Raw genomic sequence first — 25,460 nt, 5'->3', positions numbered from 1 at the left:
AATATAAATATGATATAGTTTCAGTTTAAAAAATGTAATAAATATTAAATATTTTAAATATATATAAAAAAGAGATATTTTTATGAAAGACTTCACTAACGAAATAATACAAGTCGATATTGAAGAAGAATTAAAAACTTCTTATTTAGATTATGCGATGTCAGTAATTATCAGTCGTGCTCTTCCAGACGTCCGAGACGGATTAAAACCGGTACATAGAAGAATATTATTTGCCATGCATATCTTGGGTAATTATTATAATAAACCATATAAAAAATCAGCTCGAATTGTAGGAGATGTAATTGGTAAATATCATCCACATGGAGATTCAGCTGTTTATGATACTATTGTAAGAATGGCTCAATCATTTTCTTTAAGATACGTTTTAATAGATGGACAAGGAAACTTCGGTTCTATAGACGGTGACGCAGCAGCAGCTATGCGTTACACAGAAATTAGAATGTCTAAAATTTCAGAATCACTATTAAATGATTTAGATAAAGAAACAGTAACATTTAGCAAAAATTATGATGGAACAGAATATATTCCAGATGTTTTACCTACTAAAATTCCAAATCTATTAATAAACGGATCTTCAGGTATTGCTGTTGGAATGGCAACAAATATTCCTCCTCATAATATTAAAGAAGTTATTAACGCTTGTATAGCTTATATTGATAATAATCAAATTTCTTTAAAAAATATCATGCAATATTTACCCGGACCTGACTTTCCTACTTCTGGTATTATTAACGGAAAAACAGGAATAGAAAATGCTTATCGGACAGGAAAAGGTAAAATTTCTATTAGAGCCCGTAGTAAAATAGAAAAAAATCCTAAAACAAAAAGAGAAAAAATAATTATTTATGAAATACCTTATCAAGTAAATAAAGCTAAATTAATTGAAAAAATAGCGGATTTAGTAAAAGAAAAAAAAATCGAAGGAATATCTGGATTAAGAGATGAATCTGATAAAGATGGAATGCGTATAGTAATAGAAATTAAAAAAGAATCTATATCAGAAGTTGTATTAAATCAATTATATTTATTAACTCAACTACAGATATCTTTTGGTATTAATATGGTTGCGCTATGTAACGGCATACCAAAAACATTATCGTTAAAAGAAGTGATTAAAAACTTCATTGCACACAGAAAAGAAGTAGTTTTTAAAAAAAGTTTATTTGAATTAAAACAAGCATTAAAAAAAGCTCATATTTTAGAAGGCACAAATATTGCTTTACATAATATTGATACCGTCATTAAGATAATTAAGGAAACAAAGAATCCATCAGAAGCAAAAAAATTTTTATTAAATAAAAAATGGAATACGTCTGAATCTCACTTTTTTCTTCTAATGAAAAAAAAAGAAAAAGTATTAAATAAATGGAATGATAACCAGAACCATATTACAATCCATAATCTTTATTTATCTAAAAAACAAGTTCAATCTATATTAGACTTAAAATTACAAAAAATTACTTCACTAGAGCAAAAAAAGATTACAGAAGAATATATTCATATATTAACAAAAATTAAAAAATTAGTAAATATTTTAAAACAACCTAACTATATGATGGAAATAATTAAAAAAGAACTAATTGAAATAAGTAATCAATTTGCTGATATAAGAAAAACTGAAATACAAAATAGTGCATCTGAAATTAATATTGAAGATGTTATTAATAAAGCAGATGTTGTTGTTACATTATCTCATTCAGGATATGTAAAATATCAACCATTATCTGACTATGAAGCGCAAAAAAGAGGAGGGAAAGGAAAATCCGCGGCAAAAACTAAAGAAGAAGATTTTATAGAAAGTTTATTAATAGCAAATACTCATGATACAATATTATGTTTTTCTAGTAGAGGTATTGTTTATTGGTTAAAAGTATATCAATTACCAGAATCTAGTCGTCACGCAAGAGGTAAACCCATTATTAATTTAATCCCTTTAAATAAAAAAGAAAGAATTACAGCTATTTTACCATTTAAGAAATATCAAGATAATGTTAATATTTTTATGGCTACATCACAAGGAATTGTAAAAAAAACTTCCTTAAATTTCTTTAAAAAACCTCGTAATAATGGAATCATTGCAATTAATTTAAAAGATAATGACGAATTAATTGGAGTAGCATTAACTAACGGTAAAAATAACGTTATGTTATTTACTGCAATGGGTAAAGTAGTACATTTTTCAGAACATTCTGTAAGAAAAATGGGTCGTACTGCTTCTGGAGTAAAAGGTATTAAAGTTAGTAAAAAAGATAGAATTGTTTCACTTATTATACCAAAAGAAAAAGGACATATACTTACAGTTACAGAAAATGGATTCGGAAAACGAACTAAAATAAGTGATTTTCCAGTCAAATCTCGTTCAACTCAAGGTGTTATTGCAATAAAAATAACTAAAAAAAATGGTGTATTAATTGGAGCAATCCAAGTATGTCAAAAAAATCAAATTATGATTATTACTAATGCCGGCACTTTAGTACGCACACGAATTTCCGAAATCGGAGTATTAAAAAGAAATGCTCAAGGAGTAATATTAATACGAACTACTAAACAAGAAAAGGTTGTGGCAGTACAAAAATTAGACATTTTATATTGATAAAATATGACTAATAATTATTTTTATAATAAACAAATTTAAAAAAGTTTATATTAATTTACAATTTAATTTCATAACTTTTCTATAAAGTTTTTGTTCAAAGATAAAAATACAATTTTTTGTTATTAATAATAATAGATAATAATTGTTAAAAATTTATATAAACTGAGTATGGCATAATATGAATCAAAAATTACTCGTTACTAAAAGAAACGGAAAAAAAGAAGATATTAACTTAGAAAAAATACATCGAGTATTAAATTGGGCAGCTAAAGGATTACATAATGTTTCAATATCACAAGTTGAATTACAATCTAGAATTCAATTCTATAATAAAATAAAAACAACAACAATACACGAAACAATTATCAAATCTGCTGCTAATTTAATATCACGAAAAAATCCAAATTATCAATACTTAGCCGCTAGATTAGCTATATTTCATCTTAGAAAAAAAGCATATGGACAATTTAATCCTCCTGTTTTATATGAACATGTAAAAAAAATGGTAAAAAAAAATAAATATGATACAGCAATTCTTCAAGATTATTCTGAACAAGAATTTAATAAAATGAATAATTTTATTGATCACTTAAGAGATATGAAGTTTTCTTATGCTGCTGTAAAACAGCTTGAAGGCAAATACCTAATCAAAAATAGAATTAATGGAAAAATATACGAAAGCCCTCAATTCTTGTATATACTTGTTTCTGCTTGCTTGTTCGCAAAATATCCATATCATATTCGCATGAAATATATAAAAAAATTTTACGATGCAATTTCTACATTTAAGATTTCTCTTCCTACACCTATTATGGCTGGTTTAAGAACACCAACTAAACAATTTAGCTCATGTATTTTAATAGAATGCGATGATACTATTAATTCAATTAATGCAACTGCTAGTGCAATTGTTAAATATGTATCACAAAGAGCTGGTATCGGAGTTAATGTTGGACAAATTAGAGCTGTAGGAAGCGCAATAAGACAAGGAGAAGCTTTTCATACCGGATGTATACCATTTTATAAATATTTTCAAAGCGCAGTAAAATCATGCTCTCAAGGTGGAGTAAGAGGAGGTGCTGCTACTTTTTTTTATCCAATATGGCATTTAGAAATAGAATCATTAATTGTTTTAAAAAACAATAGAGGCATTGAAGAAAATAGAGTACGTCATACAGATTATGGAGTACAAATTAATGAGTTTATATATAAAAGAATGATTGAAGGTAAATTAATAACATTATTTAGTCCTCATGATGTAAAAGATTTATATCAATCATTTTTTTCTGACCAAAAAAAATTTCAACAATTATATGAAAAATATGAAAATAATACTAATATTAATAAAAAAATGATTAAAGGTTTAGATTTATTATCTATTCTTATTCAAGAAAGAACTTCGACAGGTAGGATATATATCCAACATGTTGATCATTGTAATACTCATAGTCCCTTTAATCCTAAAATTGCTCCAATCAGACAATCTAATCTATGTTTAGAAATACTACTTCCTACAAAACCTATATATGATGTCAACAATGATGAAGGTGAAATTGCAGTTTGCACTTTATCAGCTTTAAATTTAGGAAAAATTAATAATTTAAATGAAATTAGTGATTTATCTGATTTATTGATACGCGCTTTAGACGCTATATTAGATTATCAAGAATATCCGGTATTAACAGCAAAAAAAGGATCATTAGGTAGAAGAGCTTTAGGTATTGGAGTAATTAATTTCGCTTATTATTTAGCAAAAAATAACGTTCGATATTCTGATGGAAGTGCTAATAATCTTACTCATAAAACTTTTGAAGCAATTCAGTATTATCTTTTAAACGCTTCATGTTTATTAGCAAAAGAAAAAGGACCTTGTCCATTATTTCATGAAACAAATTATTTTAAAGGTATTTTGCCCATTGATACTTATAAAAAAACAATTGATACAATATGTAATGAACCACTACATTTTAAATGGGATACGTTACGAGAAAAAATAAAAAAATATGGATTACGTAATTCTACTGTATCTGCGCTTATGCCGTCAGAAACATCTTCACAAATTTCTAATGCTACTAATGGAATCGAACCACCTAGAGGATTTATTAGTATTAAAGCTTCTAAAGACGGTATGTTGCGTCAAGTTGTTCCTGAATATGAAAAATTAAAAAACAATTATGAATTATTATGGGATATTCCCGATAATACCGGATATCTTACATTAGTTGGTATCATGCAAAAATTTATTGATCAATCTATTTCTGCTAACACTAATTATGATCCATATAAATTCATTGATCATAAAATACCAATGAAAGTATTGATAAAAGATTTATTATTAGCTTATAAACTTGGAATAAAAACATTATATTATCAAAATACACGAGATAGAGCTGGAGAATATATAATACATTCTACTCCTCAAGTTACATCTCATTCTAAAGCATCTTGTCAAAATGGAGGATGTATTATATAAATGATAACTTAATTAAATATGTAAATTATTCATAATTATTTATATATAAAATACATTTATATGAAACATAAAATTATTTATGACATATACTACTTTTTCAAAAAAATATAATAATCAATTAAAAGAACCTATGTTTTTTGGTCAATCAGTAAATATCGCTCGTTATGATCAACAGAAATATAATATTTTTGAACGGTTAATAGAAAAACAACTTTCTTTTTTTTGGAGACCAGAAGAAATAGATTTATCCAAAGATCGCATCCAGTATAATAAATTGTTAAATCATGAAAAACACATTTTTTTAAGTAACTTAAAATATCAAACTTTATTAGATTCAATACAGGGAAGAAGTCCAAGTATAGCTTTACTTCCAATTGTATCTATACCAGAATTAGAAACATGGATAGAAACTTGGTCGTTTTCAGAAACTATACATTCTAGATCTTATACACATATTATTAGAAATATTATTAATGCTCCATCTGAAGTATTTGATACTATAATAGATAATTCACATATATGTAAAAGAGCTCAAGATATTTCTCATTATTATGACGATTTGATTCAACAAAATAATTATTGGCATCTATTTGGAGAAGGTAAACATGTGATAAATAATAAACAATTAAATGTTTGCTTAAAAACTATAAAAAAAAAGCTATATTTATGTTTAATCAGTGTAAATGTTTTAGAAGCTGTACGTTTTTACGTTAGTTTTGCTTGTTCATTTGCTTTTGCAGAAAGAGAAATTATGGAAGGAAATGCAAAAATTATCCGATTAATAGCACGAGATGAAGCTTTACATTTAACAGGAACACAACATATTATCAATATCATTCGTGAGCAAGCAAAAGAAGAAAAAATGGAAGGCATTGTTAATGAATGCAATAAAGAGGCTATTGTGTTATTTAAACAAGCTGCAGAACAAGAAAAAAATTGGGCTACATATCTTTTCAAAGACGGTTCAATTTTAGGATTAAATAAAGAAATTTTATATCAATATATTGAATACATTACAAATATACGTATGAAATCCATAGGTTTACCACCTATTTTTGCCGCTTGTACAAATCCTATACCTTGGATTAATTATTGGTTATCTTCAGATAATGTACAAGTTGCTCCACAAGAAGTTGAAGTTAATTCCTATCTAATAGGACAAATAGATTCTTCAATTAATTGCAATGAATTAAAAAATTTTCAATTATAACTAATATTTATATATAAAAATATTTTTTTTATAAAATAAAATATTTAATAAATTAATTTTTTTATTAAAAAAATATATTTTAATAAAAATATAAATTATTATATCTTCATTTTCTTAAAAAGAAAAATAAATTTAATATATATTTAATCAATTTATTATTTATTAAAAGTGTTCAATGTTAGAATATTCTTCTAAAAAAATATAAAATTGGAATTTTTAATAGAAATTTAATTCAACACATTATCATGAAGAAGATTGTATCACAGTTAACATAATAGTATATAATATATCTTCTATAGAAGCACCTCTAGATAAATCATTAACAGGTTGATTAATTCCCTGTAATATTGGTCCAATACATATTGATCCTGTAGATCTTTGAACTGCTTTATAAGTAATATTTGCAGTATTTAAATCGGGAAATATAAAAATATTTGCTTTACCTTTAATTATAGAATTTGGACATTTTACTTTACTTACATTATTTGATATTGCTGCATCGTATTGAATAGGCCCTTCAATTAATATATCTGGCCTAATTTTATTTACTAATTTTGTAGCTTTTATAACTTTTATAACATTTTCATCAGTGATGTTATTTATTGTATTAGTAATGTAAGATAGCATTGCAATTCGAGGTTTTATTTTAAATTGAATTGCGGTTTCAAAAGATTGTATAGCTATTTCTGCCAATTCTTTATAAGAAGGATTAGTATTAATAGCACAATCTGAATACATTATTACCCTGTCATGTAATAACATAAAAAAATAAGAAGACACTAACGAATACTGCTGTTTACATTTTATAATTTGAAAAGCGGGGCGTAAAACTTCTGATGTTGTTGTTTCTATTCCAGCAACTACTCCAGCTACATTTTTATCATGTTTTAACATTAACATTGCAAGCATTATATTATTTTTAACTAATTTAGATGCAGTTTCAAAATTTAGACCGTTTTGTTTACGTATATTTAATAATTTTGTAATATAATTGTTACATATTAATTTTGGATCTATAATTTGAATTCCATCTTTTATTTCTATTTTATTTTTTTTTGCATAATGATAAATTTTTTTATGCTGACCTAATAAAATTATTTTAGATATATTTTTTTTATTACAAATTGAAGCTGCTTCTATTATTAATGGATTATTACCTTCAGGTAAGATAACTGTTTTTTTATATTGTTGACACATTGTTTTTAATTGATATTTAAAAAAAATAGGGTTAATTAAATTTATTAATTTTTCTTTTCGTAATAAACTAAAATTTATATCAATTGTTTTAGAAAATGTATTTATATTATCCTTTCTCTCTTGCAATTTTTTGTGGAACATAGTATGAGGAATGGTACGTAATAAATCAAATATTTCTAATTTAGAAGAAGTAACAAAAAAAATAGGAATAAAATTATAATTTTTTTGTATAATTGTTATATTATTGTCTATTATTTCTTGCATAACAATTAATATAACTGCAAAAACTATTTTTTTATTTTTTAAAAAATTTATTATTATATAAAATTGTTCAATATCAATAACATCAATTAAAAATAATGTCTGTGATTCTATATTATTATTCTGTAATTCTTTTAGCGAGTTTAAAAAAAATATTTTTTTTATAAAAAAATTGTCGTTATTAAAACTTGTTATCACTTTTGCATTAAAATAGATACATAAATTATTCAACGAAATATATTGAACATCAGGATCATTATACATTCCCCCTACAATCAACCATTTTTTTTTATCTTGTAATGAAAAATTAAATTTACTTTTATAATTATATAAAGATATTTTTTTTGGTTGATTAATAAAATCAAACTTAGAATTATTTAAAATAATACCTATTACACTATGATTATCCAAAGGAAAAAAATTATTATATTCAAATTGTTTACACTCTATCTTGGCGATACTTAATACAATATTACTATTCATTAAATAAATAATTTTTGCACGAAGACGCTCAGCAATTAATAAATTAAATTTTATATTTAATAAATAATTTTTAGAACTAAGAGGTAATCCTTGAATCAAATTAATACTAAACATACTACTATCGATACATTCTTGATAATATGCATCAGTAACTTTATCTAAAAGACTATTAAAATTATTATGATTAATATAATTTAATGTATCTGTATCTACTTTGATAGGTTCAATAAATTTTATATCTAATTTTAATAAATTTATTATAGAAATTATTTTTTTTTTATACACAACAATATTTTTTTTATTCTTTATAATGTTAAAAAATGAACATGGAATATTTTTTTCATAAAAATTTTTTAAAATACTTAAACTTACTGTATTTATTCCAACATATTCATGTAACGGAATAATTAATAATGGAAATGACATATAAATCACCTTAAATATAAAATATCTAAACAAATAATTTAGAACAATAAATTAAATTTATACAATACATTTTGTATTAATAACATGCATAGTTTCTTTTGCGATTTCAATTTCTTCTTTAGACGGAATAACTATAATTGGAATACTATTTTCTAAATGAATAAAATTAATACGATTGCTTTTAACATTAATATTCTTTTTTTGATCAATAAATACTCCTAATAATGATAATTTAGTAATAGTTATTAATCGCATTAAAGACGAATTTTCTCCAATCCCTCCAGTAAAAGTAATTGCATCTAATTTTCCATCCATTAATGTTGAATATCCTGCAATATATTTAGCTAAACGATGACAAAATACATCAAAAGAAAGTTTAAATTTTACATTTTTATAATAATTATAAGTAATTTCTCGAAAATCACTAGTTATTTCATTTAAACCTAACAATCCTGATTTATTTATTAAAATATCTTCAATAGATTTTATGTCCAATTTTAAATTTTTATACATAAAAAAAATAATAGCAGGATCGATATCCCCACTACGATTCCCCATTATTAAACCTTCTAATGGCGTTAAACCCATAGAAGTATCTACTGATAACCCATCTTTTATTGCAGCAATAGAACATCCATTTCCTAAATGACAACTAATTATATTTAAGTTATTTTTAGGTATATTTAATATTTGCGCAACTTTATTGCAAATATATTGATGACTGATCCCATGAGCTCCATAACGCCGAATATGATTTTTATAAAAAAATTTATATGGTATGCCATATAAAAATGATTCAGCTGGTAATGTTTGATGAAAAACAGTATCAAAAACGCCTACATTATATTTTGATAAACTAGGAAAATTTTTTTTACAAAATGATACTCCTAACAAATTTATAGGATTATGTGTAGGAGCAAAACATGATGCTTCTTCAATATATTTTATATTTTTTTTATTCAAAAAAACTGCTGTAGTAATTTTATTTCCTCCATGCACAATTCTATGACCAATTCCTATTATATTAGACGTTATTTCTTTATATTTAAATAATATTTCTTGAAATAAAAAATCTAAACCTTCTAGATGTGTTATAATTTTATTAAACGAATAAACACAATCAGACATATAATTATGTATTTTCCAAACTGCTTTAGTATGATGTAAACCAATTGCATCAATGATTCCAGATAAGATCTTGCTATATTTTACCGTGTCAATAATAGAAAATTTTATTGATGAACTTCCGCAATTTAAAACTAAAATTAATTTTTGCACAATAATTTCCTTAAAAAATAAATTAATTTTTGCAATAATAAAACTACAATATCAATAATATTAAATAATTTTATCGGTTTTAAAAAAAATGAAAAATATACACGTTATGATTCAACAATTAAAAGTAAAAAAAAATATTTTACCTGTAGAAGAAATTAATAAAAGAATCAATTTTTTAAAAGATTATCTTTTAAATCATACAGAAATCCAAACACTAGTAATAGGTATTAGTGGAGGGCAGGATTCGACTTTATCAGGAAAACTTTGTCAATTGGCAATCAATAAAATTAATAACACTTTGGCAATAAAAAAATATAAATGTATTGCAATTCGCCTTCCATATGGAATACAATCAGACGAAAATGATTGTAAAACTGCAATTAATTTTATCAATCCTAATCAAACCATATCTATAGATATAAAAAAAATTGTTTGTACTACAATAAATTCTTTATTAAAAAATAATATAATTTTATCCGAATCTGATAAAGGAAATCTTAAATCTCGTATACGAATGCAAATAATATATAGTATTGCTGCGCAAAATAAAGGAATAGTAGTTGGCACTTCTAATGCAAACGAAATTATCACAGGTTTTTTTACTAAACATGGAGATGGAGCTTCAGATATTAATCCTATTCGTAGTTTAAATAAAAGACAAGGAAAAATTTTGTTAAAAACATTAAATTGCCCTCAACAATTATATTTAAAAGATCCAATTGCTGGATTAGAAGATAATGCTCCATATAAAACAGACGAAGAAATCTTAGGTATTAGCTATGAAACTATAGATAATTTTCTTGAAGGTCGCACAATTCCAAATAATGAAATTGAAAAAATTAAATATTGGTATTATAAAAATAATCATAAAAGATTGTACCCTTTTATTTAACAAAAAATTTTACTTAAAATATATTTTTTTAATGCAAAACAATTGATTTTTTTTTAATTAAATGAATTTGCATTCTAATAATTTCAGCAACAGGATCATCTGGGCATTTTTCAATAAAATATGTTAAATCCGATATAGCAATACGATTACATTCTAAATGAGCATATATTAACCCTCTATCCCGTATTTCATAAGGATCATTCTCTTTTATTTGGATTAAAAAATTACTTATTTTTAAAGCCAGTATCATATTTTTTTCTTCGATTAATGCTAATTTTAAATTATGTAATATTTTATGCAAAACTACAATATTTTCAGAATATTTTAAATCTTCTTCTTTTAATGTAGTAGTAGGACTAACACTACCTTTTAACCATAAATCTAATGTTTCTTTATTTAAAAATTCACCATTAACAGGATTAATCAATATTATTTCTTTATTATTTTTATCATTGAAACTAACAATAAACTGGGTAGGAAATATTATTGGATATAAATTAATATCTAATTTTTTTGCAATATCAATTAAAATTATCCCTAGAGATAATGCTATACCTTTTTTTTCCCTTAATACGTAATCAATACGTAACGCATTAGAAACGTTATAAATACCATCAACGCTTTTAAATTTCCAATAAGAATAAAAAAAATAAATTAATTTTTTTAATTTAATATCATCATTTTTTATCTTTGTAATAACATCTTTAGCTTCCTGAATTTTTTTATTTAATTCTAACATAATAAGTTCTTTAGAAATATCATGATAAAGCAAACAAAATATATCAATCATAGCATCAAGTATAGAAAATTGATTATTTAATTTAATTTTTTCTACTAAAAGTTTCATAATTCATCCTTAAAATATACAATTAATTAATATTTCATAATTTAAAAAATTATTTATATTAATAATAATACTATAATTTATTGTAAATTAAATATTATTATTAATAACACAGTTATAATTTTCCTGCAATGACCCTATCATATCCGTTATAATCTTTATAAGATTCTATTGTTGTAAATTTATACTTTACAAAAAAATTAAATACTTCATTTTTTTGATTCCAACCGTGTTCTAATATCAACCAACCATCTTGTAATAAATAATACTTAGCATTGCTAATAATATGTTCTATATCTTGTAATCCTTTTTTTGTAGTAAATAATGCTTTTTTTGGTTCAAACATAATATCTTTAGATAAATTTTTCTTTTCTTTTATTGAAATATATGGTGGATTACTAACTATAATATTAAACTTATAATTATTTAAACAAGAAAACCAATTACTCTTACAAAAAAAAACATTTTTTATATTTAATTTATTAGCATTATATTTTGCTAATTTAATGATTTTAGTAGTATAATCAATACCCATTACATGACAGTTAGAACATTCATTTGCAATAGATATAGCAATATTTCCAGAACCAGTACCTAAATCTAAAATATATTGTTTTTTTTTCATATTGATTTTAATTAATGATATTTCTACTAATTTTTCAGTATCCGATCGAGGAATTAATACATCTTTTGATAGAAAAAAATTTAATGACCAAAAATATTTGCTACAAATAATATAATTTAATGGTTCATTATTTACGCGTCTATTTAATAATTTATTTAACTGTTTTTGTTGTACTATCGTTAATTCTATGTCATCAAAAGCAATTAACCAGCTAATCGAATGATTTAAAACATACGATAATAAAATTAATACATCATGATAAGCGCTAAAAGCATAATTTAATTTCTTTATGCTGATTTTTTTCCAATCTCTAATTTTCATATTTTATTCAGATAATTGATATAAATAATCTTTGTGTAATTCCTGTATTATAGGATTAATTAATAAATCTAAGTTGCCATTTAATATTTCGTTCAAACAGTAAAGTGTTAAATTAATTCTATGATCAGTAACTCTGTTATTTGGAAAATTATATGTTCTATTTCTATCAGATCGTTCTCCTGTCCCTAATAACGATTTACGAATTATTGATTCTTTTTTATGTCTCTTTTCTTCTTCTGCTGCGCGAATCCTAGCTGATAATATCGATAATGCACGAGCTTTATTTTTATGTTGAGATCTTTCATCTTGGCATTCAACTACTTGACCAGTAGGAATATGTGTAATGCGAATTGCAGAATCAGTAGTATTAACATGCTGACCACCTGCTCCAGAAGATCTAAAAGTATCAATACGTAAATCACTAGAATTAATATTCTCATATTTTTTCATATTTTTTTCTAATGGCATTACAGCAACAGTACATGTTGAAGTATGCACTCTTCCCTGAGTTTCAGTTTTAGGTATTCTTTGTACTCGATGTCCTCCCGATTCAAATTTTAATCTTTTCATAACCCCTTTCCCTGAAATTTGTGCAGTAATTTCTTTATAACCGCCTTGATCACCTTCATGTATACTCAATACGTCAACTTTCCATGAATGAATATCAGCATATTTCATATACATTCTAAATAGTTCTCCAGCAAAAATTGCAGATTCATCACCGCCAGTAGCGGCTCTAATTTCAATAAAACAATTTTTTAAATCATTAGGATCTCTTGGTATCATTAGTTGTTGTATTTTTGTTTCTAAGTTATTTTCTTGTAATACAAGAGATTTTAATTCAATTTCTGCTTCTTTATATAAATCAGGGTCATGTAACAATTCATTAATGTCATGCTTTTCTTTTTGAATTTTTTTCCACTTTCTAAAATGCTTAATAATATCTGATAAATCAGCATATTCTTTAGATAATTCTTTATATAAATCTTGTGTAACCATTATTCTTTTATCAGATAGCATTTGTTCTAATTCTTTATAACGATCAAGTAACCGCTGTAATTTTAAATTAATATTTTTTTTCATTTTTTATATTATAATAAAAATTATTAGTTGATATTGTTAGTATATAATACAATAAAACAAATCAAAAAAATTTAATTTAATTAAATTTAATTTTAGTATTATAAAATTTTATATAATAGTTTCACTAAAAATTTAATATAAAAAACTATATATAAAATATATATCTAGTAAAATTAAATAATTAATTTTAATACAATCATAATAAAAAAATAAATACTTGCTTTAAGTATATGAAATTTATCTTTTAAATACTAAAATATAAATTTGTAATTAATTAAACAGCTATAATAATGTTATTTATATCTTAAAAAAATTTTTAATATTGTTAGATCATTAATATTTTTGTAAAAATATAAACAAAACAATCAATACATTTTACATTGACATATATGAATATATATATAAATATGATTACTTTAATTAATAAAACTTTAAATAACAAACCAATTTTATTTCTATATGAGGGCGTGTAATTGTGTCTGATATGAAATTATTTGCTGGAAATTCGGTTCCGCGACTTGCTCAATCAATATCTCGAAAACTATATACCAGTTTAGGAAAAGCATCTATAGGAAGATTTAGTGATGGAGAAATTAGTGTTCAAATTAATGAAAATGTTAGAGGTAAAGATGTTTTTGTTATACAATCAACTTGCGCACCAACAAACGATAATTTAATGGAATTATTAGTAATAACAGATGCACTTAGACGAGCTTCTGCTGGAAGAATAACAGCCGTAATCCCATACTTTGGATATTCAAGACAAGACCGCAGAGTGCGATCTGCTAGAGTGCCAATTACTGCTAAAATCGTAGCAGATTTTTTATTTAATGTTGGTGTAGATCGTGTTCTTACAGTTGATTTACATGCAGAACAAATTCAAGGATTTTTTGATATTCCTGTAGATAATGTTTTTGGAAGTTTAATTTTATTAGAAGATATGCTGCAAATAAAATTAAAAAATCCAATTGTAGTTTCTCCAGATATAGGAGGAGTAGTACGAGCACGAGCTATAGCAAAATTATTAAATGATACAGACATGGCTATTATTGATAAAAGAAGATCAGCATCTAATACTTCTCAAGTAATGAATATTATAGGAGATATAAAAAATAGAGATTGTGTTTTAGTAGATGATATCATTGATACTGCAGGAACATTATGTAAAGCAGCTCAAGCATTAAAAGATAACGGAGCAAAAAAAGTATTTGCATACGCAACACATCCTATTTTTTCAGGAATAGCCACCCAAAATTTACAACAATCCGTAATAGATGAAATTGTTGTATGTGATACTATTCCCCTCAATAAAACTATTAAAATATTACCCAAAGTACGCACATTATCTCTTGCTGGAATGCTTGCTGAAGCTATTAGAAGAATAAGTAATGAAGAATCTATTTCCGAAATGTTCGAACATTGATATTAGTTTCTTGTTATTTATAATAAATACGATATTTGTATTTTATTCGTAAAAATTTAATTTTAAATACTTATTCTAAAATTTTATAAAATTATTGAATTAATAAACATGTACATATAAAAAATAAAATGTACATGATTTATTATAAAAATATATTTAATTTTAAAAAATTAATCAATATTTGAGGAAATATACCAAATAAAATAATTAAAAATGTTATTACAAATACAATCAATTTTAATAAAAATAAAGCAATATTATTGTTTCCCACATTATTTGAAACTATTTTTGGAACTTTTTGATAAAAAACTGCTATTATTTTAAAATAACAATACATTCCTAAAATAGATCCTATAAAACCACTAACACCTAAAATAGAAAATTTACCGCTAATAATATTTAAAAATAAATAATATTTTCCAAAAAAACCACAAGTAGGAGGAATCCCAACTAAAGAAAAAAGCATTATTGTTGCAGAAATTGCTAAAAAAGGTTGATTCCAAAATAATCCAACATATCTTTGAATATTATAATTTTTTTTTGAATTTTTATACAAATGGTCAATTAAATTCAATATACTAAATACTCCCAATGTTCCTAATAAATAACTGACAATATAAAAATTAATATTTTCTAAATTAATTTTATTATGATGGAATCCAGTCATAATCAATGCTAAAAAATATCCTGATTGAGCTATAGAAGTATAACCAAATAATTTCTTAATATCTGGTTCAAATACAGCTCTTATAGTTCCAAATAATATAGAAATACAAGCAATTGTTCCTGTAAAAAAAGCGAGTTCATTATTTTCTAAACCATTAAAAAAACTAAAAAAACGTATTAATATCAATAAAAAAATAATTTTATAAATACCTGAAAGATGACCTAATGATACTATTGGAGCACCTTCATATATTTCTGCTGTCCATAAATGAAAAGGAAAAAAAGCTAATTTAAATAAAATAGTAGAAAAAAATAAAGCTAATCCAATTAAAAATAAATAGTCTTGATATAAATAAGCATATTCAATATATAAACCCCATGTATTAATATTTAATGATCCAGTAGTACAAAACATTAAAATCATTCCAAGTAACATGCAAATAGAACTTATTCCAGATAAAATACCATACTTTAATACAGCATTAAATGAAGAATCAGAAAAAATTGTGTAACCTATTATTCCTAATAAAGATATAGAAACTAATTCTATTCCAATAAAAAAAGAAACAGCATGATTAGCAATAATTACTACCATACCTCCTAAAGTAGAAATTAATAAAAATAAATAAAATTCTTCTTTATAATAGATATCTGATTTTTTTTTTGACCAAAAATAAGAAAATATACATACAATTAAACTATTTGTTAATAATATAAGCATATATAAAATCGACATTAATGGCATTTGAAATATTTCAATCGTTGCAATATATGGAGAAAAAACAGCAAATTTTAATGAAAAAAGTGCAGTTAAAATTCCTATTATAGAAAATACAAATACTAAAAACGCATCTCTTTTACATGCAATAAAAAATGTTATAAACATTATAGCAATCATAATGCTATTTATGGGCATCATCGTTGTGAATTCTAACAAATTTGATAATATCATTGAAAATTTTAAAACCTCTTCATTAACAAACTAAAAATAAAGAATAAATATTGTCCATAACATTATTACTAATATTAAAAATAATTTGAGGAAAAAAACCAATGTATACTAATAAAAAACTAATCATAAAAAGTGCAAAAAATTCTATAAAATAATATTTATTTACTATTTTTAATTGATTAAATGGACCAAAATATATTTTATGAAATAACCTTAAAGAATAAATTGCAGAAAGTATCATACTACTTACTATAACTATAGTAACAAAAAAATTATTTTTAATAATTCCTAGTAATACCATAAATTCACCAACAAAATTAGCTGTTCCTGGTAATCCTAAATTAGCAAAAATAAAAAATAATGAAAAAGATGGGATCCATTTCAAATAACCCCATAAACCTCCCATTTTATGTATATTATGTGTTGATAATTTATGATAAAGTTGCGATGCAATAATAAATAATGCTGCAATAGATAAACTAGTACTAATGATTTGAATTATTATACCTTGATAAGAAATATAATTAGAATTGTAAATTCCTATTAATATAAAACCAATATGAGATAAAGAAGTATAAGCTATAATTTCTTTAATATTATTTGATTTAATTGCCATAAAACTATTATAAATAATATTAACAATACCTATACATGTTATAAAGAACATGATTTTTTTTGAATAATAAGGGAATATAAAAATATTAAACCGTAACAAACCATAAATAGATGTTTTTAATAAAAGACCTGTAATATCTAAAAAACCAGATACAGGAGAAGATTTATGAGCATCTATTAACCAATTATGAAAAGGAAAGATTGGTAACTTTATTATAAAACTGAAAAAAAACATTAACATGCAATAATATTCTAAACTTGGATTTAATAACGCCATATTAGATAATTCAAAATAATTAAAACTCCAATAATGATTAATGTCATAAAAATTCCAAGCTAATACTAAAATACCTAAGAATAACAACAATCCCGAAATTTGAGTATAAATAAGAAATTGGTTAGCAATATATATTCTTTTCGTGATAGCAATAGTTTTTTTACCCCAACAAATTATAAAAAAATATACTGGTATAGATGACAACTCCCAAAATAAAAAAAATAAAAATAAATCAACAGAAGTAAATACTCCTATCATACCAGTAATCATGCACATTAAATTGAAATAAAAAAACCCAATTTTTTCATAATTTTGATTCCATATAGATAATATAGATATGATACTTAACACACAAGTTAACATTACCATTAAAAATGATAATCCATCTAAAAAAAGATGAAAATGAATTCCAAATTTATCAATCCAATTTATTAAAAATTCATTGCTGTACAATCCATGTATATTAGATAAATAGTTTTTTTTTTGATACCATATTAGAATACATAAAAATAATGTAATTAAAAGACTTAACAAACATAGTTTTTTACAATATTTTGGAATAACAAAACCCAATAAAAAAGAAAAAATACCTGATAAAAATGGAATTATAACTAAAAATGAAAGTAACATTTTTTACTATTGTCCTATTATATTTTTCAATTTTTCAAAAAATAATATTAACATCAGATTAAATGCTTATTAATTTTAAAAAAAAAAAAATAAAAAATTTTTATTAAAAAAAGATTATTTGAATTTAACTATAAATGGATTATTCGTTCTAATATTCATAAAAATAATAAGATTATTGATAAAAAAAATAAAATATTTATGTTATATAACAAAATATAAAAATTTAATGTTTGATTTTCGTAACATGAAAAAATTTTATTAATATAAAAAAATATACTAAATAAAATTTTATTACATAAAATAATAAAATTATTATTAACAATATTCTTTATATACATAAAAAATGTAATAAAATATTTGTTATAAAAATTATCAATATTTAATTTTTCTAATATTATGCAAATTAATCGAGTTATATAAATTAAATAAATATTTTCTTTAAATAGAGAATATAGATAAAATCCTATTACTCCTAAAAAAGAAATAAAAAAAGTTAAAAATGTTAATTGATGCATTGTTATTTTATCTACATGATTATTATATTGAAAAATATAACAGTACTTTAATAAAAAATAAAATATACAAGTAGAAGCAAACATTAATACAATTAATGGAATATCATGAAAAATATTTTTTTTCATTACATTATTATTATAACAATTAACATTTTTTCTAAAAAACAATGTATAACATAATCGAGAAACATATAAAGATGTTAATAATACTCCTAATAAACTAACAACTAAAAAAAACACATTATTGCTTTCTAAAATAGAATATAAAATTAATTCCTTACTATAAAATCCTATAGTAATCCATGGAAAAGAAATTAATGAAGCGCAACCAAATATAAACGCACTACAAACCAATGGAATATTTCTTTTCAAAACATTAATTTTAAAAATATTACGTTCTTCATAAGAATAATGAATTAAAGATGCTGAAGATAAAAATAATAACGCTTTAAAAATACCATGTGAAAATAAATGAAAAATAGCTACATTCCAAGAAGATACACCTAATGATACAAACATATAGCCAATCTGACTCATTGTTGAATAAGCTAAAATTCGTTTTATATCAGTCTCAATCATTGCAAAAAATCCAGCAATTAACAAAGTTATACATCCACATAATCCTACTAAAAACAATATTTTTGGACATAAAATAAAAATAAATTTAACTTTACTAATCAAATATACCCCAGCTGTTACCATAGTAGCAGCATGAATTAATGCAGAAGCTGTAGTCGGACCTACCATTGCATCCGCTAGCCAAGTATGTAAAGGAAATTGAGCTGATTTACTAATAGCACCAATAAATAAAAATAATGCTATAACATTTAACATAAAGAACTGATGTAAATTCTCTAAATTTAAAAAATGTATATTTTGCATAATTTGATGCACACTAAAACTATTAAAATATTTATATATCATTAAAATAGAAATTAAAAGAAATATATCTCCTATTTTTGTCATAAGAAAAGATTTTCTTGCACATGCAATATTTTTTTTTGAATAAAAATAAAATCCAATTAATAAATATGAACATAATCCTACAGCTTCCCACCCTAAATAAATTAATAATAAATTATCAGATATAACTAATATCACCATGCTTATAATAAAAAACATTATTAACGTAAAAAACCGCACTTGTTCTTTTTTATTCTTAATGTACCAAAGAGAAAATATTTGCACTAACAAACCAATGCTTAATACCAAATTAAGCATTATTAAAGAAGTATTATCTATTAATAAATCTAAACTAATATTCATTCTCTGCAAAGAAATTAAATTCCATAAATGGAAATACAGATAATTAAATTCTGTTAATTTATAATTAAATGTAATAAATAAACTCAATAAAAAAGCAATGCAAGTTAAAAATATATATATATTTATAATAAATTTTCTAAAAGAAAATGACTGTATGCAAAAAAAAGAAAAAATCACACTTATACAAGGCATTAATAAATTAAAATAAATACAATTCATTATTTATTCTCACTTAATGAGTCTGTATTTAAGGTACGATGTGTACGATGTAAACGAATTAAAATGGTTAAACCTATACTTGCTTCTATTGCTGCAATAGTAACTATAATAATATACATAGCTTGACCTTGAATAGAATGAAAATACGTACTAATCGTAATAGCAGCAATAATAATAGCATTAATCATGACTTCTAAACTAATTAGAATAAATAATAAGCTTTTTCTAATCAACAAAGAAATCAATCCTAAAGTAAAAATAATAATTGATAGAATTAAACCATGAGTGAGAGAAATCATATTTTTTACCTTTTTAAATTGTTACTATTTTTTTGTTGTAATTACATTTTTTTTTACTCTTAAAAAATGTAATGTTACTATCAATGCGTTTAATAATAATATCGATGCTAATTCCACTATTATAAATAAATGACCAAATAAACATTCTCCTATTTTTTTTGATTCAAAAATATAAGTCATTAAAAAATTATTTTTTATATTATAAACAGAAAAAGAAAAAATTAAAAATAACAACAACGCAAAAACAACTGACTTATTATCATATATTTTATATATCCATTTTTCTGAAACAGATTCAATATTTGAATTTAAATTTAATAACATAATCACAAATAAAAATAGTACCATTATTGCCCCTGCATATATTATTATTTCTAAAGATGCAGCAAAACTTGAACCAAAAACAAAAAAAATTCCGGATGTTGACAACAAAGAAGAAATAAGAAAAAGCAAAGAATAAATTGGATTTTTTTGAATAATTGTAAATAATGTAAATAAAACGGTTATAAAACTTAAAATATAAAAAATTATATGCATTATATTAATCTCTTTAAGGTAATAATTTTTTTATATCAACATGATCAATTTTATTTTCAAAAAATTTATCATTTTTATTTTTTATTTTTACTCCAGTAATATTATAAAAATTATAATTCGGATTTTTTCCAGTTCCAGAAATCAACAAATCTTTTTTTTCATATACTAAATCTTTCCTATTAAATTCACCTAATTCTACATCTGGAATTAATTGAATTGCATTAGTAGGACAAGCTTCTTCACACAAACCACAAAATATACATCGAGAAAAATTAATACGAAAAAATTTTGCATACCATCTACCTGTTTTTTTAGTAGATTTTTGTAACGATATACAATCTACAGGGCAAACAGCTGAACAAAGATTACATCCGACACATCTTTCTTCTCCATCTGGATCTAAAGTAAGAATTATTCTTCCTCTGTATCTATCGGATAATGGAATAGATGATTCCGGATACATTTGTGTTTCTTTTTTTGAAAACATATTCAAAAATACTAAATAAATACTTCTAATTTGAGTAAAACAACCAAAAAAAACATTTTTTAAAAACATATATTTCAATCCTTATCTATAAATTATTTTAATACAATCCCCATTCCAGTAATAAATAAATTTAATAAAGCTATAGGAAAACAAAATACCCAACCAAAATACATAACTTTTTCATACTTAGGTCGTTGTAATGCAGCTCGAATTAAAATAAATAAATATAAAAAAGAAAAAACTTTTAAACTAAACCAAAAAAAAGATGGTAAAAATGGACCTTGAAATCCTCCTAAAAATAACGATACAATTAAAGAAGAAACGACAATCATAGAAATATATTCTCCAATAAAAAATAAACCAAACTTCATGCCAGAATATTCAATATGATATCCATCAGCTAATTCTTGCTCTGCTTCTGGTTGATCAAAAGGATGTCTATGACATAACGCAATTGATGCAATAAAAAATGTTAAAAATCCTAAAAATTGAGGAAAAATATTCCACATATTTTGCTGACTGTGTATTATATCCAATATATTAAAAGATTCCGCTTTAGCAACCGTTCCCATTATTGATAATCCTAAAAATACTTCATAACTTAGAGTTTGAGCGATTGAACGCACAGATCCTAATAAAGAATATTTATTATTACTAGACCAACCAGCTAATAAAACAGAATATACAGATAAACTAGCCATCATTAAAAAAAATAATACTCCAATATTTAAATTAATTATAAACCATTCATTAGTTATTGGAATAATCGCAAAAACTATTAATAATGATGTAAAAGCAATTATTGGAGATATACAAAAAATTAATTTGTTACTAAAAGGAGGAATCCAATCTTCTTTAAAAAAAATTTTTATCATGTCTGCAAATAACTGTAAAGTACCATTCCATCCTACTCGATTTGGACCATATCTATTTTGTAATAAACCTAACACTTTTCGCTCAATAACACTCATCATAGATGCAAAAGTAATTAACGCAACCAATAATATTAAAACTTTAAAAAAACAATGTAAAATTGTTAATACATGTATTTTTGTTAATAATGTACTTTCCATTTACCCTCCTCTACAGGTAATATTATTTTTCCTAATAACACAAATGGAAAATAAGGTGTACGAAATGGTAAAGCTATATATTTATGATGAATATTATTAGAAAATTTTATAAATACTTTAAATCTATCATTATAATGTTGTATTTCAATAAATGAATATTCTTGGATAGTAAAAATACTAGCGTTATCAGAATGTATTATTCCTGTAATATTAATATTTTTATTTTTAACACTATTATCCATATTGGAAAATGCAAATACCTGAGGAGTAAATAAAAAATAATAAGGAATAATTTTTAAACATTGTTTATTTATATTAGCTTTATTTTTTTTTACATTTTCATAAAAATTTATGCTTTCTTTATTTATATTTTTAGAAATAAAGAATGTATTTCTTATATTTTTATTAATCTGATGTGGTATTTGTAAATTAGATTTTATTCCAGACTGTACAGAATTCCACCCTGCACTCCAATAAAAAGGAATTTCAGTAGAACTATCATTATGTAATAAATTATTTGAAGAACCTTCCATTGAAAATGCAAACATAGTATCACGATCTTCAGGTTGTTTATGTTCATGAATATCATAATTTGCATACATAGAGGTACGTCCACTAAACCGTTGCGGTGATCTTGGTAACTTTTGACCAAAAATACGAAATAATGAATTAGGAGTGATATTTTTAATATTTTTTAAACACGGTATCTGTATACTACACGCATTAATAACATCATCCAATATTAGCCACATTGGTTTTTTATTTAATAATTTTGCTTTAACATTATGTAACCATCTCCAACTCTCTAACCGTTTAATATGATCGTTATAAAAAGATGGATCATATACTTGGAAAAAACGCTGTAATCGACCTTCATAATTTAAAAATGTTCCGGAAGATTCAAAAATATTTTTAGTAGGTAACTGTAAATTAGCTTTCTTTAAAGTTAATGTATTATTATGATCTAAGACAATAATTTTGTTATCTTTTTTATTGAATAGTTCATTTAAAAAATTATGAGAATAATTTTGATATATATCATTTTCCATAAATATTAAAGTAGTATTTTTTTTCTTTTTTATGAATTTTAATACGTTGTCTAGACATATACCATTCATAAGTGCAACTCCAATACTATTTGGATTAGGAGTTATTAAAATTAAACCAACTTGATTGTTAAATTTTTGAATTAATTTTGATATATCAAAAGCTAATTGTACCATTTCTTTTTCTAAACAATTAGATCCAGAAATAATTAACGGTTTTTTCGCATGAATCAACGCATTTACTATTTTAAAAACATAATTATTTATTTTATTATCATCTATTTTTAAATAAGAGTTACCTTGATTTTTATTTATTAATTGTTCTTTAATTTTATACATAATTTTAATAGGTTCAATCAAAGAACGAGAATACTTATCACTACATAATTCATCTAATTCAGAATCTTGATAATTAATAATAAAAAAAGGATTTTGTTTATTTTGGATTAAATTATTTATTGCCGAAGATTGCCAAGAATATATTGTTTGATTATATAAATAATTTGATAAACGATTATTTTTATGTTTAACAGCTTGTCTAATTGACAAAGATAATCTAGGAGCTGTTTTTAATATATCCTCACCAAATATTATTATTGCATCACATTCTTCAACTTCTTTTAAACTAGGAATATGTATACTGCTATATTTTAAAACAGATGCAATAAATTCTGTTATTTCATGCTCTTTCCGTAACATACCACTAGAAAAATTTTTTTCTCCTACTAATTCTTGTAAAGCAAAATTATTTTCTATACTTGAACGCGAAGATCCAATACCTATAACATTATCTGATTCTTTTAATATTTTTATAAATTCTAATAAACTCTCTGCTTCACTCAAAACTATAGTTTCATTATTAACAATTTTTTTTGAATAACTAGGTCTATTTTTTGTATTGCTAATATCATAATTAAATCGACCTACATCACAAATAAAATAATTATTAATATGTTCATTAAATCTATTCTCTACTTTTCTAATTTTTCCGCTTCGCTCTCCGATAATAATATTACATCCTACACTACAATGTTGACAGACACTAGGAGCATACTGCATATCCCATTTTCTACTATAATGATTATCTTGAGTTTTATCTGTGAAAACACCTGTAGGACAAACTTCTATCAAATTACCAGAATGTTCACTCTCTAGGACTCCATCCGTGATCCTTCCAAAATAAAGATTATTCGCTGAACCATATACGTTAAAATCTTTACCTCCTGCATAATCTTTATAAAACCGCACACACCGATAACAAGATATACATCGATTCATTTCATGATTAATAAATGGTCCTAAATATTGACTTTTATATGTCCTTTTTTTAAAAAAATATCTTCGTTTATAATGACCAGTTAGCACTGTCATATCTTGTAAATGACAATTTCCTCCTTCAGAACAAACTGGACAATCATGAGGATGATTGGTCATCATTAGTTCTAAAATATTTTTACGAAAATTCGTAACTTCTTTATCTTGAATAGAAATTAAAAGTTGATCCTCTATTTCAGTCATACAAGACATGACAATAATTCCTTGAGAATCATTTATATCTCTATATCTTTTTACAGCACATTGTCTACAAGATCCAAAACTACCTAACTGTGGATGCCAACAAAAATAAGGAATATCTAAATCTTTTTCTAAACAATACTGTAATAAATTTTTACTTTTATCATCTACAATGTACTTTTTATTATCTATATAAATATTAATCATGTATAAAAAATTCCAATAAAAAT

18 protein-coding genes are annotated in these 25,460 nt (G+C 23.5%); 5 read left to right on the top strand and 13 right to left on the bottom strand.

Features of this window, described 5'->3' with window-relative positions; translation table 11 throughout:
* The first annotated feature begins 82 nt into the window (after positions 1-82).
* From gyrA to nrdB, 3 genes are all read left to right on the top strand, one after another.
* On the top strand, positions 83-2,614 hold the full coding sequence (gyrA, locus tag AB4W61_RS00760; protein ID WP_367679079.1) for a DNA topoisomerase (ATP-hydrolyzing) subunit A: 2,532 nt from the start codon (positions 83-85) through the stop codon (positions 2,612-2,614).
* 181 nt (positions 2,615-2,795) lie between these two features.
* Positions 2,796-5,090 (top strand): class 1a ribonucleoside-diphosphate reductase subunit alpha, encoded by a 2,295-nt coding sequence (gene nrdA / locus AB4W61_RS00755; RefSeq protein WP_367679078.1) that lies wholly within the window; start codon positions 2,796-2,798, stop codon positions 5,088-5,090.
* Positions 5,091-5,169: 79 nt separating this feature from the next.
* Entirely contained in the window at positions 5,170-6,300 is a 1,131-nt protein-coding gene (gene nrdB / locus AB4W61_RS00750; RefSeq protein ID WP_367679077.1) for a class Ia ribonucleoside-diphosphate reductase subunit beta, read from the top strand.
* 243 nt (positions 6,301-6,543) lie between these two features.
* Here the strand turns inward: nrdB and pta are convergent, their stop codons facing one another.
* Positions 6,544-8,667, bottom strand: a complete 2,124-nt coding sequence (gene pta, locus AB4W61_RS00745; protein ID WP_367679076.1) for a phosphate acetyltransferase — start codon at positions 8,665-8,667, stop codon at positions 6,544-6,546.
* Between the two features lie 57 nt (positions 8,668-8,724).
* Positions 8,725-9,945: an acetate/propionate family kinase gene (locus tag AB4W61_RS00740; RefSeq protein ID WP_367679075.1), complete on the bottom strand. Its 1,221-nt coding sequence runs from the start codon at positions 9,943-9,945 to the stop codon at positions 8,725-8,727.
* A gap of 88 nt (positions 9,946-10,033) precedes the next feature.
* On the opposite strand from AB4W61_RS00740, the gene nadE reads away from it, so the two are divergent.
* Positions 10,034-10,837, top strand: a complete 804-nt coding sequence (gene nadE, locus AB4W61_RS00735) for an ammonia-dependent NAD(+) synthetase (RefSeq protein ID WP_367679074.1) — start codon at positions 10,034-10,036, stop codon at positions 10,835-10,837.
* A gap of 28 nt (positions 10,838-10,865) precedes the next feature.
* Here the strand turns inward: nadE and AB4W61_RS00730 are convergent, their stop codons facing one another.
* The 3 genes from AB4W61_RS00730 to prfA form a co-directional block, all read right to left on the bottom strand.
* On the bottom strand, positions 10,866-11,684 hold the full coding sequence (locus AB4W61_RS00730) for a tetratricopeptide repeat protein (protein ID WP_367679073.1): 819 nt from the start codon (positions 11,682-11,684) through the stop codon (positions 10,866-10,868).
* Positions 11,685-11,796: 112 nt separating this feature from the next.
* On the bottom strand, positions 11,797-12,627 hold the full coding sequence (gene prmC, locus AB4W61_RS00725) for a peptide chain release factor N(5)-glutamine methyltransferase (protein ID WP_367679072.1): 831 nt from the start codon (positions 12,625-12,627) through the stop codon (positions 11,797-11,799).
* A gap of 3 nt (positions 12,628-12,630) precedes the next feature.
* Positions 12,631-13,710 (bottom strand): peptide chain release factor 1, encoded by a 1,080-nt coding sequence (gene prfA, locus AB4W61_RS00720; RefSeq protein WP_367679071.1) that lies wholly within the window; start codon positions 13,708-13,710, stop codon positions 12,631-12,633.
* A gap of 475 nt (positions 13,711-14,185) precedes the next feature.
* Here prfA and AB4W61_RS00715 point away from each other — a divergent pair, with 475 nt between their 5' ends.
* Positions 14,186-15,133 (top strand): ribose-phosphate pyrophosphokinase, encoded by a 948-nt coding sequence (locus AB4W61_RS00715; protein WP_367679070.1) that lies wholly within the window; start codon positions 14,186-14,188, stop codon positions 15,131-15,133.
* A gap of 142 nt (positions 15,134-15,275) precedes the next feature.
* Here AB4W61_RS00715 and AB4W61_RS00710 read toward each other — a convergent pair whose 3' ends face one another.
* From AB4W61_RS00710 to nuoG, 8 genes are all read right to left on the bottom strand, one after another.
* Entirely contained in the window at positions 15,276-16,718 is a 1,443-nt protein-coding gene (locus AB4W61_RS00710) for an NADH-quinone oxidoreductase subunit N (RefSeq protein WP_367679069.1), read from the bottom strand.
* Positions 16,719-16,773: 55 nt separating this feature from the next.
* Positions 16,774-18,273: a NuoM family protein gene (locus AB4W61_RS00705; protein WP_367679068.1), complete on the bottom strand. Its 1,500-nt coding sequence runs from the start codon at positions 18,271-18,273 to the stop codon at positions 16,774-16,776.
* A 155-nt stretch (positions 18,274-18,428) separates the two neighbouring features.
* Positions 18,429-20,273 (bottom strand): NADH-quinone oxidoreductase subunit L, encoded by a 1,845-nt coding sequence (locus AB4W61_RS00700; protein WP_367679067.1) that lies wholly within the window; start codon positions 20,271-20,273, stop codon positions 18,429-18,431.
* Complete coding sequence (gene nuoK / locus AB4W61_RS00695; protein WP_367679066.1) at positions 20,273-20,572, bottom strand: NADH-quinone oxidoreductase subunit NuoK; 300 nt, start codon at positions 20,570-20,572, stop codon at positions 20,273-20,275. The genes AB4W61_RS00700 and nuoK overlap by 1 nt, the downstream gene beginning before the upstream one ends.
* A 24-nt stretch (positions 20,573-20,596) precedes the next feature.
* Positions 20,597-21,109, bottom strand: a complete 513-nt coding sequence (locus tag AB4W61_RS00690) for an NADH-quinone oxidoreductase subunit J (RefSeq protein WP_367679065.1) — start codon at positions 21,107-21,109, stop codon at positions 20,597-20,599.
* 13 nt (positions 21,110-21,122) lie between these two features.
* Positions 21,123-21,665, bottom strand: coding sequence for an NADH-quinone oxidoreductase subunit NuoI (gene nuoI, locus AB4W61_RS00685; RefSeq protein WP_367679064.1), 543 nt, complete (start codon positions 21,663-21,665; stop codon positions 21,123-21,125).
* 23 nt (positions 21,666-21,688) lie between these two features.
* The gene (nuoH, locus tag AB4W61_RS00680; RefSeq protein WP_367679063.1) at positions 21,689-22,669 is read right to left on the bottom strand and encodes an NADH-quinone oxidoreductase subunit NuoH; all 981 of its coding nucleotides are present in this window, start codon (positions 22,667-22,669) and stop codon (positions 21,689-21,691) included.
* A complete protein-coding gene (gene nuoG / locus AB4W61_RS00675) occupies positions 22,651-25,437 on the bottom strand; it encodes an NADH-quinone oxidoreductase subunit NuoG (RefSeq protein WP_367679062.1) in 2,787 nt (928 codons plus the stop codon). The genes nuoH and nuoG overlap by 19 nt, the downstream gene beginning before the upstream one ends.
* Positions 25,438-25,460 lie beyond the last annotated feature (23 nt).

Origin of the sequence: Buchnera aphidicola (Thelaxes suberi), assembly GCF_964059005.1 — a bacterium.
Taxonomy (GTDB): Bacteria; Pseudomonadota; Gammaproteobacteria; order Enterobacterales; family Enterobacteriaceae; genus Buchnera_I; species Buchnera_I aphidicola_C.
The sequence above is the reverse complement of the archived record's forward strand: the minus strand, read 5'-3'. Positions and strand labels throughout refer to the sequence as shown.